Raw genomic sequence first — 16382 nt, forward strand, 5'->3', positions numbered from 1 at the left:
CCGAACACGGTGGGTCCCGCCGTGTTTACGACTTGACGACATCGCGGCGTTTGGTGGTGTCGTAGCACTTGTTATTCAAGGGTGCTGGCGTGAGGCATGCGTGACTGACGTTGGCGTTGCCAGACGGGAACATACACTCATGTGCGCGGACCGCGTGTTGGCACGACGGACGCAAGCTCAAGGAGGATCGTGAACCTGGCCACGCGCGCCGTCATGACCACACTGGTGGCGCTGGCCTTCTGGCTGTCCGGAGTCGGAGTTGCTGCCGCGCACACCTCACTCGTTGGTTCTGACCCGGCCAAGGACGCGAGCGTAGCGTCCCCATTGACCGCCGTCGTGCTGACCTTCTCCGAGGAAATCAATCCAGCGTTCGCTGACGTCGCCGTCACCAGCGCCGATGGTCGCAACTGGGTGTCGGGCTCGGCAAACGTCGAAGGGCCGCGCCTCACGGTCGCCGTCGGGCCCGACCGACTCACAAACGGCCTGTTCACCGTCAGCTACCGCGTGGTCTCAGCAGATGGCCACCCCGTCTCCGGCTCGTACACCTTCACCATCGCCGGCGTCCCAGAACAACCGTCACCCACAACCACGCCAGCCCGTGCAGCACCCAGCACCGCTGAGCCGTCTCCTCCGGCGCCCGCGGCGACCGCAGGTTCGGACACCAAGGCGTCTGTACTCACAGCAGCCGGCGCCGGTCTGGCGCTTGGCGGTGTGATCGCGTTCTGGCAAAATAGGCGACACCGCCGGAAGAACGCAGCAGAACACCCCAGATCTGAACCCGGGCGCTCTGGAGTGCAAAACACATCACCTCCTTTCGAACGAAGAGATTGACCTCAAGCTCAATCATCACCCCCTCGCGCGTGTCATCGTCGCGGACAGCAGCGATCGCCTGACCGCACGGGCGAAGGTTCGACTGGGGTCGAGGTTTCCGATACCCCGAGCGATTATTTGATCGTCCTGGCCTGCACGCTGGCGATGATCGCCGGAATTACCTGGGGCGGTGGCCGCCTAACAACAGCGAGCCCAGGAGGAGCCCACGGGCCTATGAACCGTCGGCACAGGCCTGACGCCGCGCCAGTGATGTCCTGATACGGGAATCCGCAATCAAGAAGTGAGGCGCCCCAAGCGATCCGGGCGCTGACGGCTGCCCTTCCTCGACGGGTTGTGCGAGAAGCAGGTGTGGACCCGGCAGGCTACCGTGGCTTCAGTGAACGCCCCCGATGCCCTAACGGACGACCAGCGGCGACCGCTGCGGATCGAGATCGTCGTTGTGTTGATGGTGACGTTCGCTCTGAGCGCCTATACCGCGATCCTGGATCTGATCGAGGCGGTGCTGCTCGGCCTGGCGGGGCAGACCGTAGCGCTCAACCCGCGCCGCTCCTCGTTCGACCTCATCGATCTCGGCCTTAATCTGGCGACCGTGTTCCAACTGGTCGCTTGGGGCTTTCTCGCCGTATACCTATTGTGGCGCAGCGGTTTTGGCCCGGCAGCAATCGGGTTGGGCCGACCGCGGTACCGGCTCGACCTGCTCGGTGGCATCGGGCTCGCCGCCCTTATCGGGCTGCCCGGCCTGGCGCTGTATGTTACCGCCCGCGCATTGGGTCTCAGCGCATCGGTAGTGCCCTCGGAACTGAACGACACGTGGTGGCGCATCCCCGTCCTCATTTTGGTGTCGTTCGCCAACGCCTGGGCCGAAGAGATCATCGTGGTGGGCTTTCTGCTCACCCGGCTGCACCAACTGCGGGTCCGCCCGTCCACCGCGCTGGTGCTGTCAAGCCTTTTACGCGGCACATACCACCTGTATCAAGGCTTCAGCGCCGGGCTGGGCAACGTCGTGATGGGTCTGGTGTTCGGCTACGCGTGGCGGCGCACCGGTCGGCTGTGGCCACTCATCATCGCCCACGGGGTGATCAACACGGTGGCCTACGTCGGCTATGCCCTGGTCGCGGATCGACTCAACTGGCTGTCTAAGTTCACCTGCAACACCCTCCTGGGCCTCTAGCCCAGACCGACCACCGGCAGCGTGGGCCTCGAGCCCCCGGCCCAGGGCAGGCAATCACAAACGCCATAGTGAAAACCCCACGGCACCATCACCGCCGGAAGTGATGGAGCGCACCGGCGATGCCTCCACCGTCACGCTGCCGCAACCTAGACGGGCCGAGGTGACCATCGATACCGATCCGAGCCGCCGACTCATTGCCTACGTAACCGTTGTGGCTCAACAACATTGGCGTCCTGATGCGGACACCAGCTCGGAAGGCCGCGTCGGCTCAGAGGCCTGCAGGAAGGCCTGGCATGGTCGTGATCTCCCGCTGCTGGGTCGCCCGGGTGATCGGGCCAGCGCGACCGCTGCTGCTCATGACGTCGAATCGCGCGGTCAGGCGACACTAGCCATCGCACCGTCGAGCCGCGGGCTCTAGCACGCGAAGGATCCGGCATACCCACTTGAGGTCGAGCGGTCGATGGGCTCTGACACCGCTCTGACGTCTGCGCCAACGTCGCGCCAAGTTGAACCCAAGGCTTCAAGCCCTGTGGCACAATGACTTCGACCAGAATGGCTTGAGGGAGTCCAGTGTCGTTGGTGCGTGTGCGGGCTGTCGCCGTTGTGGGCGCGACCGCGGTGCTGATGACGTCCAGCTGTTCGTGCCAGACCGACACCTCCGTTCCCGAAGGCGTTCCGCCGCCCGCGGGAGCCCCGGTGCCCTACATTGACTATCCTGCCCGCGGCCGACCCGCCGACCAGTTGCGCGTCTGGGCTGCACAACGGGCTCCGGCGCTGGACATACCGGCCACCGCGCTGGAGGCATATGCCTATGCGGCCAGAGTCGCCCACGTCGAGAACCCCGACTGCCAGCTGGCCTGGACGACGCTGGCGGGAATCGGCATGGTCGAGAGCCGCAACGGCACCTTTCGCGGCGCCACCATCGCCCCGAACGGGGATGTCACTCCGCCGATTCGTGGTGTGCGTCTTGATGGCTCGAACGGCAATATGCGCATCACCGACAGCGGCGGCGGCTCGCCCGACGGTGAGCCCGGATTCGCCCAGGCAATGGGTCCGATGCAATTCATCCCGGAGACCTGGCGGCTCTATGGGGTTGACGCCAACAATGACGGCATCGTCAGTCCCGACAACGTCGACGACGCTGCGCTGTCGGCTGCCGGCTACCTATGCAACCGCGGCGGCGACCTGGCGACCCCAAAGGGGTGGATGACAGCGCTGTGGGCTTACAACCAGTCCGATCCGTACGCCCGCAGCGTGCGCGACTGGGCTACCGCCTATGCCGCCGGCGACTCTCAATAGCAGCCCGAGGTCGCCGGATCCACGGGCGCGCGCATTCTGGACGCAGATGTGTAGCGACAACGGGTCGCGCATAGGATCGAACTGCCATCTGATGAGCTTCGTAAGGTCCAGCCGATGGACTCGACCGCCAGTCTGATCCACTCTGCTGATGTTTCCTTGTTATGCCGAAACCGAAAGGGACTAACGAGATGGAGAAGCAAATCATCTGGCGCGGGCGCAATGGTACTTCCAAGATCCGGCCGTCCTGCAGTTCAAGTATGTGCGCGCCTTTGCGTCGGCCGTCGACGCATCCTTCCCGACCGAAGAGACACTGGAGGCCTACCACCTTGGTGGAGGCGGCCTCACCTTCCCGCGATACCTCGCTGCTACTCGGCCAGGAACCCATAACGTGGTGTCCGAAATCGACGGCGGCGTGGTGCGCATAGACCGAGACCAACTCGGATCAGCTTCCGAGGCCGGGCTTGAGGTGCGCGTCGAGGACGGCAGACTGGGCCTTGCGCGGCTCGATGACGACAGCCGTGATCTGATCGTCGGCGACGCCTTCGGCGGCGTGAGCGTGCCTTGGCACCTGACGACTGTGGAAGCGCTGACAGACATACGTCGAGTCCTCAAAGAGGACGGTGTGTACATTGCGAATCTCATCGATTACGGAGAGCTGGCGTTTGCACGTGCCGAAGTCGCAACACTCACAGAGGTTTTCAAGTACGTCATAGTCACCGCCGAGGCCGGCGACGTCGGCGTCGATTCCGCGACGACACCCGATGGCGGCAACCTGGTCGTGCTCGCCTCCGATCGACCGGTTGACCATGACGCCCTTCAGAGGGTTCTGAATACTCGCAACACCGGGTGGACGACCGCTACCGGCAACGACCTCAGATTGTGGATCCGCGACGCCCAAGTGCTGACCGACGACTACGCTCCCGTTGATCAACTTCTCGATCCCTACCGTCAACAGAGCGGGGAGTAAATTGTCGAGGTCGGCCTTCATCGCCGACCCGTCGCCAGCTTTGCAGCGTTCCCGGTCAGACTCCTTCGCGTGTAAGGCCAGCAGGCAGCGAATTTGTCATCTGCCCGAAACCCGCTCTCTGATGCTCAGGTCCGAGTCGCACCCGGTGAGAACCAGCGGGATCGCGTCGCATGTCGCGTGACTTATCGAATACTGATCAGGGGCGCAACGCGCTGCCACCCATCCATCCGTCCCAAGGCACAGACCAATCTCCGTTCTGCCACTGTTCCAGCGGTGCGCCGCCGGTATTTCGGATCTCGACAACATCGCCTGGATTGGCAAAGTTGTAGTACCACTCGGCGTTCTCTGCGCTCAGATTCAAACAGCCTGCCGAAACGTTGGTGTTTCCCTGCGCCCACACGGTCGCTTCGCGCTCATGGAGGTAGATGCCGTCGGGACTGATCCGCACCGCGTGCGGGACGCTGATCTTGTACCCCGATGCCGAATCGACGGGCAATCCGTAGGTTGACGAGTCCATCAAGACGGGATTCTGTTTCTCCATCACCGTATAAACGCCAGGTTGCGTCCAGAACGCGATTGTCTTGCCCCCGACAGTCTGCGTCCCTCCCCGGCCCATCGATGTCGGCATCGTACGGATCAAATTGCCGTTCTCGTAAACACTGACCTGTTTGGTCGTGTCATCGGCGATCGCGACACGAGACGGCCCAATCCGGAAGCTGACCTGCCTGTCCTGTTCTCCGAATAGTCCACTACCCAGATCAGTACCGTAGAGATCGGCTTTGACCGTGACCTCAGTGCCGGAAGGATAATACTCACGGGGCCGCCAGTGCGCCTTGCGATCGTTGATCCACATCCAGGAGCCCGCCAACTGCGGCGTCGTTATGACCTGGAGGCGAGATTCGGCCGCAGCCCGGTCAGGGATATCCGCGTCGAAGGTTGCCACGATCACGGTTCCGACACCGTACACACCACCCTCCGACAGCGACGCTCCGTTGGTCATGCCCAGCCGAACTCCGACCTGGGATTGCGGTGCGACAGTAGAGAACTCCGAAACCGTCGTGACGGTGCTGGCGTCAGCGCCCCGGCCGGTCGCGCTGAGCGTATAGGACCGTCCGTATCCGAGTGGCTCGGCGGGCTCCCAGGCACGTCCGCCCTCCACCAAGCGACCCGCGACGACCCGGCCCTGTTCGTTCTGCATCCGCACATCAGTCAGGGTGCCAACTGTCGCGGTCACCTTCACTGCGCCGACGGGGACCACATCGCTGGCGCCTGTGCGGGGAAGAATCTCGATTACGGGAGGCTCGGGCGCGGCCTGCGGCGTCTGCTCAACCTCCAGGGCACCGGGCGCAACCACCGTATTCGTCAACCGAGACTTGAGAGCACTTGTCTGCGATGCCGTCACGAGCACCGCGACAGCCGAGATCACACTCAGCGCAACTACCTTTCGGCGTCCAGCCAACACTTTCATCACAACTATCCGTCGGGTCGCACTCCTGCTATTACGTATCCACATAGTAATTGGTGGCGCGACCAGGTGCCGATTCGGCGCGGCGAGCTAGTAAAAAGGCCGCCGCGAGCTGAGCGCCGGCTTACGTTGTACATCGATGCCATCGCGATCGGAGCGACTCGACGGGCCTTCCGCAGGTGGGCGGGTGCACCACCTGCCGTCGCCGATGCAGATACAGCATGGGAGGCATCGCTGCAAAAGCCAGGCTTCCTACTCTATCGGCTCGCCGCCGCCGTCCAATTCTTGACGGGAGCGTTGGAGGGCGCTTCGCCAGCTCGACTCGAAATACACTGTGGCGGAATCCCCGACAGAATTCCGCCACAGCGGTTTGTCGGGATCCGTCCCGCCTCTCCTGGCGGCCTCCACAATCTACTATGCACCTCAGTAGGACGCATATAAATTCCGAAGGAGGCGGCTATCAGCCTCCGAACAGAAGGTAGAGACCGGTGAACGTGTAGCCGACCATCGTCAGCATCATCGCCACTTGACCGGTGATCTGATGCTGTTGCGGCAGCAACCGCAGAGCGCGATCGTGCGCGGAGACGACCGCCACCATGTGCCCCACAACCACGCACGCGACCTTGATCGTCCAGAGCACTGACGGGTGTTGAGACAGGATGTAACTGACATCATTCGGTGCCAATCCGAACAATTGCCAACCCAGGCCAAACGGGTCAGCCAAGCGCACGACAGTTTCCTGTCCGCGTTCGACGAGGTAAGACAAGTAGTGGGCGAAAATGTAACCGACAACGATGGGAACCAACGAATGCGCCAACTGGCCGGGAAGTTCTTGGCGCTTCTGGGGACTGATGCCGCCGGTTGATCGTGCAGCACCCCAGAAGGTCACACCAACAATGGCGACGAAGAGGATCAATACCGTTGTCCGCAGCACTGTCGCACCGCCGGCCTCGCCGAAGAGCGGAACCCCCGTAGCGGTGCGATCAACGAAGTTTCGGAATGCCGGAGCTTGGGAGAAACTGTCGAACGCGGTAGAGCCCAGCAGCACCGCCAGAACTGCGACGGTTCCGGGACGCACTGGCAACGTCGGCAGATGATCGAGGGGATTGACGAGTTCCACTCGTCCCGATGCCGGCGAACGCCGAAAGGGTGATAGCCGCGAGACCGCCATGCTGTAGACCTCGAACGGGTCTGCCCGTGCGAACCACCGAGCACCGAAGACCCAAGCACCGACCCCCATCGCCCCTACGTAGATCAGTAGCCACGTTTTGATGGCAGTCAGGGAACCTGGGTCAGGGCTTGCCAATTCAAGCCAGACAAAGGCGAAAAGCCCCAAAGCGGCAGGCCAGTAACCCCATGCTCGCGGATAGGAGCGGCCCGAGGCATCGGCTCCCCTCCGTCGAGCGAGACCGCAAATGCGGTAGATGGTGCGCAGCGGCGACAGCAGGCGCCAGACCGGACCCACGCAGACCGAAACGGCGACCAGCCCGACCCAGAGTAAGACGTAGAACGCGCCCGGCAGAGCATTGTCGCCTCCCGCGGGGCCCCATATGGCGGCCGCCAGAACCCAAAGCGCGAACAACAGTGCCAGACTCGCGATAATCCAGCGTGACGTCGGAGAGTCGACGGCACGGGTGACCCAGGCAGGTAGTTCGCGGCCCGGCTTCGCCGGGTCGAAGCGCGGGCGCTTCCACGCGAGAGCAACGATCGCGAAAGTCGCAGTCAGCGCCCATGCCGCACCGATGAGGGCGAACGACAGCGGTACAGGAAGGTCAGTGGAACCGCCTACGCCGTGCGCGAGGATGTCGACTCGCGGGGTCACGGCCGAACTTGGATGGTGACGACAGTGCGGTTGAGGTCGTGGAGCTCGACATCGACTTGGCCGGGCACGTCCACGGTGAACTCGAAGGTCTGATCTGGACGCGGTTCAATGTTGAACGTGTGCTCAGGTACTGAGTGAACGTGCAGTTGGTCGGCGACGTCGCTGGTCACCTTCAGCACAATCGGCTTTCCGACGGTGGCCCGCGCTTGGCCGTTCGTCGGCGTGACCGTGCCCCCGGCGATCGAGACCTCGACAACGGTGCCGTCAGCAGCCGGTGGCACCTGTTCGGTAGAAGGCGGCTGCGTGGAGATCGTCGTGGCTGCCGTCGACGCCGCCTGGCTGGTCGACGACGTCGAATCCGTCGTCGTGGATCCGCAACCCACTAGGGCAGACAACGTCGCTGCAGCGGCGATGACGACGCCACACCGGGCGCTCCGAGCGCTCACGGGTTCTCGTTCCTCTCGACGGCGGGACTCTGCGTGGGACCTGCGTCGCCTCCAGACTCACGACGTCGGTTGCGACGAGCAATGTAGAAAACGACACCGATGATGACTAGCGCGGGCGCGAAAGCTGGAAGCGACATCCACAGCCCAACGTCAGTAGCGAGGTAGGAGATACTCGGCAGATCGGCATCGCGACCCGCTTCACTCACCGGGACGTCGATCAACACGGTTCGGTACCGACCGTCATGACCATCAGCGACACCCCCATCGACGCCAGCCCATCCGACAGTACGCGCGTGATCCGCAGAGCAGCCGCGATTCTCCGGCACTTACGCACTGTCTCCGTAATTCGTGTGAATGAACATACCGGAACCGCCGGTACCGAGTTTTCTCAGGTGAGTCGTACACCTCGCCGGGCATCGATAGGTGCCAGCCCGAACATCTCATGGAAGACGCGGTTGGCGTGTGCACTGTCGCTGAACCCGGCAGCATGCGCAGCGTCGGTGATGGTTCCGCCATCCCGCACCACCTCCATCGCGCGGATGAGGCGGCACCACCGCACGTAAGCCGTGAACGACATTCCAACCTCGTGCGCGAACAGCCGCCCAAGACGGTCAGCAGAGAGGTGCACTGTGCGTGCGACATCAGAGAGCTTCACCGGACCTTCGATGATTCCGGGCAGCAAGTCCACGGCAGCCTCCACACCCGGATGCACGGCACATCGAGGTTGGCCCTCGGCTCCGACCAGGTAAGCGATGACCTCGTGTGCCGCGAACGAAAGATGCCGCTGCTTAACAACATCGACATTGACGAGCCTCTTTCCGAGCCGCACCCACTCTCGGACATCGTTGCGATTCGTGTTGCGAAAAAGGGCCGTGACTGCACTACCGATGACACTTGTGGTCTCCAGGTACAGCATCATTCCCTGACAGGCCTGAGCCTCGATAGAATGCTCCGCACCTGCGGGGATGATCGCGGCGGGCGCCGACAGGCCCCGCCCATCGGCGTCGACGAGGAAGGCAGCGCCATCGTCGATGGTCACAATCTGCAAGGCGGCGTGCCCGTGCGCGTGTGCAGAACCGAGCTGTCCACGGAAGACGAGCTTTCCCGGCTCGATTAGCGCTTCGCCCAACCACGTCACGTCACGAGTATGCCGAGTGCGCATTAACCGCGGGCAAGTTTCACGTGCCGACCCGATCCGACCGGGTTACCGCACGACCTCCTCTGAAAGAGGCTGTGTCGCCGATATCGGTCTCCTTACCGAATTTGCATGCGCCCCTTGCACGAAAGGGTTCAGCCAGCTGTGCGAGGTACCGCGTCGGGTAGTGAGGTTTGGCGGCCATGCCGAGGTCGTCCGAACTAAACCGGCGTTGGGAGTCGAAGGAGAATGTCCGGAGGGCGTGATCCAATCCCAGGGTGAAAAGTCCGAAGTTGACGTCACCAATCCCAGCCCACTTGAGATGGTGGAAGCGGTGACCTTCGTTGAGCGCGAGTACTTTACGTAGCGGTCCGACGCGGTAGTCGGCATTGGAGTGCTGCAACAGCAATTGAACGGCAATAGCCACCGTGAGAACCTCCGCGATCGCTTTCGGCAGGCCCAGGATGAGCAGCGGCAAAATGCCGGCTGCGAGTTCCAGCGCCCCGTGCAGTGGATGCTTCATAAGACCGTTGAAGCCGTAGAAGCGTTTCACGCTGTGGTGGACTGCGTGAAAACGCCACAGCCACCCCACCCTGTGACTGGCCACATGTACCGCCGTCACACCGACATCGGTCACCACGATTGCGATAAGAACCTGAAGCACGAACGGCAGCGAGGAGGGCCACCACGAGCTAAAGGGATTGAGCATCGCCAGCAAAGGCACGACGAGAACTGTCAATAGCAGCGAGGTTTCATTGATGAACGCGTGGGCGAAGTCACGGCCTCCGTCGCCGATCGGTTCGTTCCACTCTGCGCTATAGGGCAACGTTCGCTCCGCAGCGAAGGATAAGCCGACCGCGATCAGTATGAGGGCCGCCATCCAGACCTCCGCCCACGGCGCGTGCGCCAGAGCAATTGCCGCACCGTTGACACCGAACAACATCACCGGCACATAGCCGTACCGGACGAACGAAGTAACCATGCCCCCAGCGTGGGACATACTCCGGGTCTGGCACTTGAACAGATCCGGCGACTTCACGAGGCGGGACACGTGACGTCCGGTTGCCCCCACTGCTTTGCTTTCGCCCGCGTGATAATCCAGACGGTCACGCCGACCCCGGTGGCTACGGCCAATTGGAGGCGAGGTCTAGAACCAACGGTCGCACAAGAGCAAGAGCCTCGGCGGGCGAATTGACACTGAGAGCAGCGTCCTCTTTACCGTTGTCGGGCCGGCGCCAAGGATAGCGTCGCCCGACGGATGAGCTTCACATGCTTCGACGTTGACGCGTGTCCTACAGGCGCTCGAGGCGAGGTGTCTTGCCACCATGGACCCGCACACACCCGGCGTACCGCTCATGGCTTCTGTGCAGATATCGCGCAGCGTTGCAGCCACCGCCTCCACCAACGCGGCCCGCGTCGCCTCGCCCGGAAACAGGAACATGTGAATCTTGGCGGCCTTCAGCGCAGCCAGTTCGCTCGGAGTCTTCAAAATCGTTGTATCGCGGCCGATTGCGACCCACTGCCTACGACCGACATCTCGCAGCCACACAGCATCGTCAGTGCCCTGGGCCGCCGCGCGTGAACCGTACAACTCTGGTGGAGTGTGGACTTTGTACCCAAACGCCTCGATGGAGCGGCGCAGGGTCTTACCGGCGAGATTCTCGTCGAGGTAAAACTCAGGCGGCGCGGCCCAGGAGGACGCGTGCGGCGGTTCGGACTTCTTCGCGGGAGATTCCGAACTCATCAGCAACCACCTCCCCCGGCTCCCCCGCCCTCAGCATCGCCGCGACGTCCGCCACACGCGGGCCCGCAGTACCAAAGCGCGGCTGGCCGAACCCATAGCGGGGATCGACGACCACCTTCGCGGGTGCCCATTGCCTCAGTTCAAGCTGATATGGGACATCTCCACCGTCCCAGGAGATGTACTGGATGTAGTCCTGGACAATCTCGCGGATCACATTCTGGCCTGAACGCGCCTCGATGAGGCCAGCGCCTGCCCTCGACTTGGAAAAATCCCAAAGGACGTCGATACCGTCTGTTGCAAGATTGGGAGCGGTGAGGACGTACTCCCTGCCGAACTCTTTCTGAAGCGCGTCAAGCGCCGGCCGAATCCGCCGAATGTGCACTCCGGCATCACGCAGCGCCTCTAGGACGTAAGCCTCGGTGAGCGCAATAAACGACACGTTCGCTTTCCGGGCCGGTGCTGCGACCACGTGAATCAGCGCGTCACCACGCTCGTAACCCTTTGCCCAACGGTGAAAAGTTTGTCGCTTGATCGCCAGGAAACGCGCTGCGTCAGCCATGTTTAGGATGCCCAGAGTGAACCGATCATCGTCATGAGTGGCGTTGCTCTTCATCATCCCCTTCCAATGCTTTCCGGCCTTGAATCTAGCCCCGATTGCCGACAACTTACCCAAACGTAACCCCCAAGAACTTCAACTGCGCGCCGCACCGTCACGTTGGTCAGACGCTCAGCGGTTGCAACCAAGACGGCGTCCTTCAGGCGCGCGGCGTAGCGGCGGAAACGATCTCGCCCCCAGATAAAAGCGGTTTCGCCTCAGCATCGCGGCAGTCGCTTGTTTGAGCGCGACCTCGCAACATGGGGCCGGTGTGGCCACCAGGCCGCGGGTTCAGACCCCCGCCCCGATCGTCGGGGTGTAGCCGATTGCACGGCTACACCCGTGTTGGGTGATCCTCCGAGGTCAGCTGAACGCCTTTCGCCCGGAGTTGGCGCGCCCAGGTCTGGGTGGCCATTTGCGTGGCATCCCAGGGTGATCCCAGCGGCGGGGTGTAGGACAGGTCCAGCTCGGAGAAGCCCTCGACGCTCATCTCGTGGAACAGCGCGGCGGCGTAGGTGTCGACCCGCTTGGACACCTCTGCACTGCGGTGACCGACGAGTTGGGCCCCCAGCAGTCGACCGGTGCGTTCATCGCCAGTGATCCGGATGTGAATCGGGGTCGCACCCGGGTAGTACGCCTTGTGGTCATCGGGTGTGGCAGCGATGGTGGCTGGTGTCCATCCGCGGTCTGCGGCCAGCACTTCGTGGTCACGCAGCCCGGTGCGGGCGGCCACCAGGTCGAATACCTTGACCACCTGGGTGCCGAGGCTGCCGGCGAAGCGGGCGTCGCCGCCGAGGGCGTTCTCCCCGGCGACGCGGCCCTGCTTGTGGGCAGTGGTGCCCAGCGGCAGCCAGGTCACGCCGAGGAGGCGGTGGTGGGTGTGCACGCAATCCCCGGCGGCGAACACATCCGACAGGGTGGTGCGCATCGCCTCATCCACGGCGATCGCGCCCTTGATCCCGAGTTCGGCGCCGGCATCGGCGGCCAGCTCCACATCAGCCTTCACGCCGACCACGACGAGAACGAAATCAACTGTCTGATGCAGGGTTTCGCCATCACGATGAGCGGTCACGGTGAGCGCGCCGTTGGCGGTGCGGGTGACGGCGGAGACGGTGGTGTTGGTGAGGACCTGCACGCCGTGGCGTTCCAGTTCGTCATGGACCAGGGCGCCCAGCTCGGGATCGACGGTCGGCAGTACTTCGGGTAGCGCCTCGATCTGCGTGACGGCGATACCGCGGGTGGTGAGTCCTTCGGCCATCTCCAGACCGATGTAGCCGGCGCCGATGATGACCGCGGTGGCCGGTTGGCGTTGCTCCAGGGACTCCATGACGGCGAAGGTGTCGCCCATCGAATGCAGCAGGTGCACGCCATCTTTGGGGCCGAGGGCGTCCGGTCCGGTCAAACCGGTGATCGGTGGGCGGGCACTGACGGCGCCGGTGCCCACGATCAGGGCGTCATAGGACAGTTCAGTGGGCGCCCCGGTGGGGTCGAGGACGTCGAGGGTGTGCTCGCCGACGTTAATTCTGGTGGCGCGGGTGTCGGTGAGGACCCGCATGCCGGTGGCGGCTAGGTCATCAGCGGTGCGGTGGGCCAGGTTGGTCCAGTGCGTGACCTCCCCAGAGACGTAGTAGGGGATGCCGCAGATGGAAAAATTGGGGTAGGCGTCGGCGACGACGACGGTGACCTCGGTGCTGGGGTCGAGTTCACAGATGCGCAGAGCGGCGCTTATTCCGGCGTCGCTGCCGCCGATGGCGACGATATGGCGTGCGGGCATGACGAAGTCTCCTCGGTGTATCGAGTGGGAAGGGTTGTGCTGCTGCGCTGCAGCGTGAGAGCGGGGTTGGTGTCAGGCGTCGGTGAGCGTGGTGTGCAGGCGTTGCACGCGGACGGCGATGTCGTCGCGGACCAGGCGCATACGTTCGAGGCCGTCGATACCGCGTTCGGAGGGTTCGTCGGTGTCCCAGTTCTCCACCCGGGTGCCCGGCAGCGGATCGAGTTGGGCTTCCCGACCGAGCGTGACCACCAGGTCGACGTCGCGGGCCAGCTCGTAGTCCACCGGCTTGGGCTGCTCACCGCTGATGTCGATGCCGACCTCGAGCAGGGCTTGGGCGGACAGGTCGTTGACCGCGCCACCGGGTTTGGTGCCGGCGGAGTAGACGGTCACGGTGTCGCCGGCGAGGTGGCGCATGAGCCCGGCGGCCATCTGCGATTTGCCGCCGTTCTTGACGCACACGAACAGCACCGACGGTGTCGACGAGGTAGTCATCGTTGTACTGGCTCCTTAGTTCTGGCGTGCGGTGACGTGGAGTTCCGCGAGCAGCCGACGGACGCGTTCTTCGAGGTCGTCGCGGATCGGCCGTACCGCGGTAACGTCCTGACCTTCCGGGTCGGGCAGGTCCCAGTTCTCGTAACGCTTGCCGGGGAAAATGGGGCAGGCATCGCCGCAGCCCATGGTGACCACCACGTCAGCGGCCTGGACGATTTCATCGGTCCAGGGCTTGGGGAACTCGCCGGTGATGTCGATGCCGACCTCGGCCATCGCCGCGACCGCGGACGGGTTGATGCGGTCGCCGGGTTCGGAGCCGCCCGACCACGCGACGGCGTCGTCGCCGGCGAAGTGGGTGAAGAAGCCCAAGGCCATCTGGGAGCGTCCGGCGTTGTGGGTGCACAGGAACAGCACCGTGGGCTTGCCGTCGCTGATCTTGCCTTCCACCCGGGCCAAGGCGTGCAGGCGTTGGCGGGCGAACTGTTCGGCGAGCAGCGGAAGGAAATTGGGGACCGACGCGCGGCCGGCGAACTGGTCGTAGGACGTGTGCAGGAACCGTTCGATCGTCTCGACACCGAAACTGTCGCCGAAGTCGCGCTCCAACCGGGTAGCGGCAGTCTTGAGCGCGTGCTGCTGATCGATGGACAGGTCGCGGTGCGGGCGTAAGGCGGCGGGGCTATCAGACATTGACATGGTGTTACGACTCCTTTGTCGTGGACGGGTTGACAGCGACGGGCACAGTGCCCTGGTCGCGGAAGCGTCGGCGCAAGGCCAGTGACACGTACACCAGCCCGACCAGGACCGGGACTTCGATCAGTGGGCCGACCACCCCGGCCAGGGCTTGTCCGGAGGTGGCGCCGTAGGTGGCGATCGCCACGGCGATGGCGAGTTCGAAGTTGTTGCCCGCCGCGGTGAACGCCAAGGTGGTGGTGCGTTGGTAACCGAGGCCGATCGCTGCGCCGAGCAGATAGCCGCCGCCCCACATGATTGCGAAGTACACCAGCAGGGGCAGCGCGATCCGCACCACGTCGAGCGGGCGGCTGGTGATCTGTTCGCCTTGCAGCGCAAAGAGAATGACGATGGTGAACAGCAGCCCGTAGAGCGCCCACGGCCCGATCCGCGGCAGGAATTGCGACTCGTACCAGTCGCGGCCCTTGGCCTTCTCGCCCACTCGCCGTGACAGGTAGCCAGCCAACAGTGGGATGCCCAGGAAGATCAGCACCGACTTTGCGATCTGCCACGGCGAGGTGTCGATGGTGGTCTGCTCCAGGCCGAGCCAGCCCGGTAGCACCGACAGGTAAAACCAGCCCAACACCGCGAACATGATGACCTGGAATATCGAATTCAACGCCACCAGGACGGCGGCGGCCTCGCGGTCCCCGCAGGCCAGGTCGTTCCAGATGATGACCATGGCGATGCAGCGGGCCAGGCCGACGATGATCAGCCCGGTCCGGTACTCGGGCAGGTCCGGCAGCATCAGCCAGGCGAGAGCGAACATCAATGCCGGCCCAAACACCCAGTTCAAGAACAGTGAGCTGAGCAGCAGCTTGCGGTCGCCGGTCACGGTGTCGAGGCGGTCGTAGCGCACCTTGGCCAGCACCGGATACATCATGATCAGCAGGCCGAGCGCGATCGGCAACGAAATGCCATCGATCTGCACGCCGTCCAGCGCCGCGTTCATGCCCGGCACCCACCGCCCCAGCAGCAGCCCGGCGGCCATCGCGACACCAATCCACACCGGCAGGAACCGGTCCAGGGTGGACAGCTTGCCCACCACCGGCGCTGAGGTACTCGCCACCGTGTCGGTCATGCCGTCGCCCCTGCCAGCGCTGCCGCGTCGAGATCCAGCAGCGCCGCGATCTCGCGCAGCGCCTCCGGGACTACGGCGTAGTACACCCACGACGCCCGACGCTCGGAGGTCAACAAACCGGCGGCGCGCAACACCTTGAGGTGATGCGACACCGTGGGTTGGGAGACGTCGATGCCGCCCGAGATGTCACAGACGCACGCCTCCCCACCGGAATGACTGGCGATCGCACTGAACAACCGCAGCCGCACCGGATCGGCGAGCGCCTTCAACTTCTTGGCCATCTCGGCGGCTGCAGGTTTAGTGAGCGGCTCCCGCAGCAGCGGCGGCGTCACGCAGCAGGCGTCGGCCGGCCCGTCCTGTTGATTCGACATTCATCGATATTGACACTCATCGAATCACCGGGCAAGTGAACGACAGATGAACACTGCCGCGACACCCCCGGCCGGCCCCCAGCCGACACCGCCACCACCGCCGGTGATTGCCCAGCACTACCTGACCGTTAGCCCAGTCGCGCCAGTAGAGCTGCGCAGCAGAGTAGGCACTGGCTGCTGCCGCCGCGTAACTCAGCCCGGTCCGCACACCGCTATCACTCATCCAGGGAGCACCCATGTACACGCCTGCACACCTACCTGGTGTTGTCGGACAACTACCACCGGCCCACTCAGCTCAACGCCGCTCACACAGCGTTCGAGTTGATCTCCCTGGACGAGGCCAGGCCGCGCGTCGTCGGCGTGGCCACCATCGAGCCCTACTCCGAACTCGACGCCCGCCGCGACCTCCACGCCGTATTCGCCGCCAGCCCCGTTCACGCGCTCGCGTCTTAAAGAGACC

16 protein-coding genes and 1 pseudogene are annotated in these 16382 nt (G+C 63.8%); 5 read left to right on the forward strand and 12 right to left on the reverse strand.

Features of this window, described 5'->3' with window-relative positions; all coding sequences use genetic code 11:
• Window positions 1–189: 189 nt before the first annotated feature.
• The 4 genes from MHN84_RS12870 (at window position 190) to MHN84_RS12885 (ending at window position 4268) form a co-directional block, all read left to right on the forward strand.
• Window positions 190–831, forward strand: a complete 642-nt coding sequence (locus tag MHN84_RS12870) for a copper resistance CopC family protein (RefSeq protein WP_239736382.1) — start codon at window positions 190–192, stop codon at window positions 829–831.
• Between the two features lie 367 nt (window positions 832–1198).
• Window positions 1199–2002, forward strand: coding sequence for a CPBP family intramembrane glutamic endopeptidase (locus tag MHN84_RS12875; protein WP_239736380.1), 804 nt, complete (start codon window positions 1199–1201; stop codon window positions 2000–2002).
• A gap of 624 nt (window positions 2003–2626) precedes the next feature.
• Window positions 2627–3301, forward strand: coding sequence for a lytic murein transglycosylase (locus tag MHN84_RS12880; RefSeq protein WP_255730384.1), 675 nt, complete (start codon window positions 2627–2629; stop codon window positions 3299–3301).
• Between the two features lie 205 nt (window positions 3302–3506).
• Window positions 3507–4268: a fused MFS/spermidine synthase gene (locus MHN84_RS12885; protein ID WP_255730385.1), complete on the forward strand. Its 762-nt coding sequence runs from the start codon at window positions 3507–3509 to the stop codon at window positions 4266–4268.
• 196 nt (window positions 4269–4464) lie between these two features.
• Here MHN84_RS12885 and MHN84_RS12890 read toward each other — a convergent pair whose 3' ends face one another.
• The 12 genes and pseudogenes from MHN84_RS12890 to MHN84_RS12945 form a co-directional block, all read right to left on the reverse strand.
• On the reverse strand, window positions 4465–5736 hold the full coding sequence (locus MHN84_RS12890) for an Ig-like domain-containing protein (RefSeq protein ID WP_255730353.1): 1272 nt from the start codon (window positions 5734–5736) through the stop codon (window positions 4465–4467).
• 457 nt (window positions 5737–6193) lie between these two features.
• The gene (locus MHN84_RS12895) at window positions 6194–7555 is read right to left on the reverse strand and encodes a hypothetical protein (RefSeq protein ID WP_043416044.1); all 1362 of its coding nucleotides are present in this window, start codon (window positions 7553–7555) and stop codon (window positions 6194–6196) included.
• Window positions 7552–8001 carry a hypothetical protein gene (locus MHN84_RS12900; RefSeq protein WP_043416046.1) on the reverse strand — a complete coding sequence of 150 codons (450 nt, stop codon included), beginning with the start codon at window positions 7999–8001 and terminating at the stop codon, window positions 7552–7554. Before MHN84_RS12900 ends, MHN84_RS12895 begins: the two co-directional genes overlap by 4 nt.
• Window positions 8002–8389: 388 nt before the next feature.
• Window positions 8390–9163 carry a helix-turn-helix transcriptional regulator gene (locus MHN84_RS12905; RefSeq protein WP_241204959.1) on the reverse strand — a complete coding sequence of 258 codons (774 nt, stop codon included), beginning with the start codon at window positions 9161–9163 and terminating at the stop codon, window positions 8390–8392.
• Between the two features lie 16 nt (window positions 9164–9179).
• Complete coding sequence (locus MHN84_RS12910; protein WP_046362091.1) at window positions 9180–10118, reverse strand: sterol desaturase family protein; 939 nt, start codon at window positions 10116–10118, stop codon at window positions 9180–9182.
• 165 nt (window positions 10119–10283) lie between these two features.
• Complete coding sequence (locus tag MHN84_RS12915; RefSeq protein WP_131705499.1) at window positions 10284–10880, reverse strand: hypothetical protein; 597 nt, start codon at window positions 10878–10880, stop codon at window positions 10284–10286.
• Complete coding sequence (locus MHN84_RS12920; RefSeq protein ID WP_043416288.1) at window positions 10813–11493, reverse strand: DUF433 domain-containing protein; 681 nt, start codon at window positions 11491–11493, stop codon at window positions 10813–10815. Before MHN84_RS12920 ends, MHN84_RS12915 begins: the two co-directional genes overlap by 68 nt.
• A gap of 316 nt (window positions 11494–11809) precedes the next feature.
• On the reverse strand, window positions 11810–13249 hold the full coding sequence (locus MHN84_RS12925; protein ID WP_241204960.1) for an FAD-dependent oxidoreductase: 1440 nt from the start codon (window positions 13247–13249) through the stop codon (window positions 11810–11812).
• 72 nt (window positions 13250–13321) lie between these two features.
• The gene (locus tag MHN84_RS12930) at window positions 13322–13741 is read right to left on the reverse strand and encodes a low molecular weight phosphatase family protein (protein ID WP_043416050.1); all 420 of its coding nucleotides are present in this window, start codon (window positions 13739–13741) and stop codon (window positions 13322–13324) included.
• A gap of 15 nt (window positions 13742–13756) precedes the next feature.
• The gene (locus MHN84_RS12935; RefSeq protein WP_241204999.1) at window positions 13757–14428 is read right to left on the reverse strand and encodes an arsenate reductase ArsC; all 672 of its coding nucleotides are present in this window, start codon (window positions 14426–14428) and stop codon (window positions 13757–13759) included.
• 9 nt (window positions 14429–14437) lie between these two features.
• Window positions 14438–15551: pseudogene (gene arsB, locus MHN84_RS12940) on the reverse strand (ACR3 family arsenite efflux transporter); the annotation flags it as partial.
• A complete protein-coding gene (locus tag MHN84_RS12945; RefSeq protein WP_043416056.1) occupies window positions 15548–15922 on the reverse strand; it encodes a helix-turn-helix transcriptional regulator in 375 nt (124 codons plus the stop codon). The pseudogene arsB and the gene MHN84_RS12945, both read right to left, overlap by 4 nt.
• Before the next feature lie 261 nt (window positions 15923–16183).
• Here MHN84_RS12945 and MHN84_RS12950 point away from each other — a divergent pair, with 261 nt between their 5' ends.
• Window positions 16184–16375 carry a hypothetical protein gene (locus MHN84_RS12950; RefSeq protein WP_043416057.1) on the forward strand — a complete coding sequence of 64 codons (192 nt, stop codon included), beginning with the start codon at window positions 16184–16186 and terminating at the stop codon, window positions 16373–16375.
• Window positions 16376–16382 lie beyond the last annotated feature (7 nt).

The organism is Mycobacterium sp. PSTR-4-N (assembly GCF_022348085.1).
GTDB lineage: Bacteria > Actinomycetota > Actinomycetes > Mycobacteriales > Mycobacteriaceae > Mycobacterium.

Excerpts from the sequence above, each read along its gene's own strand:
- MHN84_RS12880 (WP_255730384.1), top strand. The coding sequence starts at position 2,627 with ATGACGTCCAGCTGTTCGTGCCAGACCGACACCTCCGTTCCCGAAGGC.
- MHN84_RS12890 (WP_255730353.1), bottom strand. The coding sequence starts at position 5,736 with ATGAAAGTGTTGGCTGGACGCCGAAAGGTAGTTGCGCTGAGTGTGATC.
- MHN84_RS12905 (WP_241204959.1), bottom strand. The coding sequence starts at position 9,163 with ATGCGCACTCGGCATACTCGTGACGTGACGTGGTTGGGCGAAGCGCTA.
- MHN84_RS12910 (WP_046362091.1), bottom strand. The coding sequence starts at position 10,118 with ATGGTTACTTCGTTCGTCCGGTACGGCTATGTGCCGGTGATGTTGTTC.
- MHN84_RS12915 (WP_131705499.1), bottom strand. The coding sequence starts at position 10,880 with ATGAGTTCGGAATCTCCCGCGAAGAAGTCCGAACCGCCGCACGCGTCC.
- MHN84_RS12920 (WP_043416288.1), bottom strand. The coding sequence starts at position 11,493 with ATGAAGAGCAACGCCACTCATGACGATGATCGGTTCACTCTGGGCATC.
- MHN84_RS12925 (WP_241204960.1), bottom strand. The coding sequence starts at position 13,249 with ATGCCCGCACGCCATATCGTCGCCATCGGCGGCAGCGACGCCGGAATA.
- MHN84_RS12930 (WP_043416050.1), bottom strand. The coding sequence starts at position 13,741 with ATGACTACCTCGTCGACACCGTCGGTGCTGTTCGTGTGCGTCAAGAAC.
- MHN84_RS12935 (WP_241204999.1), bottom strand. The coding sequence starts at position 14,428 with ATGTCTGATAGCCCCGCCGCCTTACGCCCGCACCGCGACCTGTCCATC.
- MHN84_RS12945 (WP_043416056.1), bottom strand. The coding sequence starts at position 15,922 with ATGTCGAATCAACAGGACGGGCCGGCCGACGCCTGCTGCGTGACGCCG.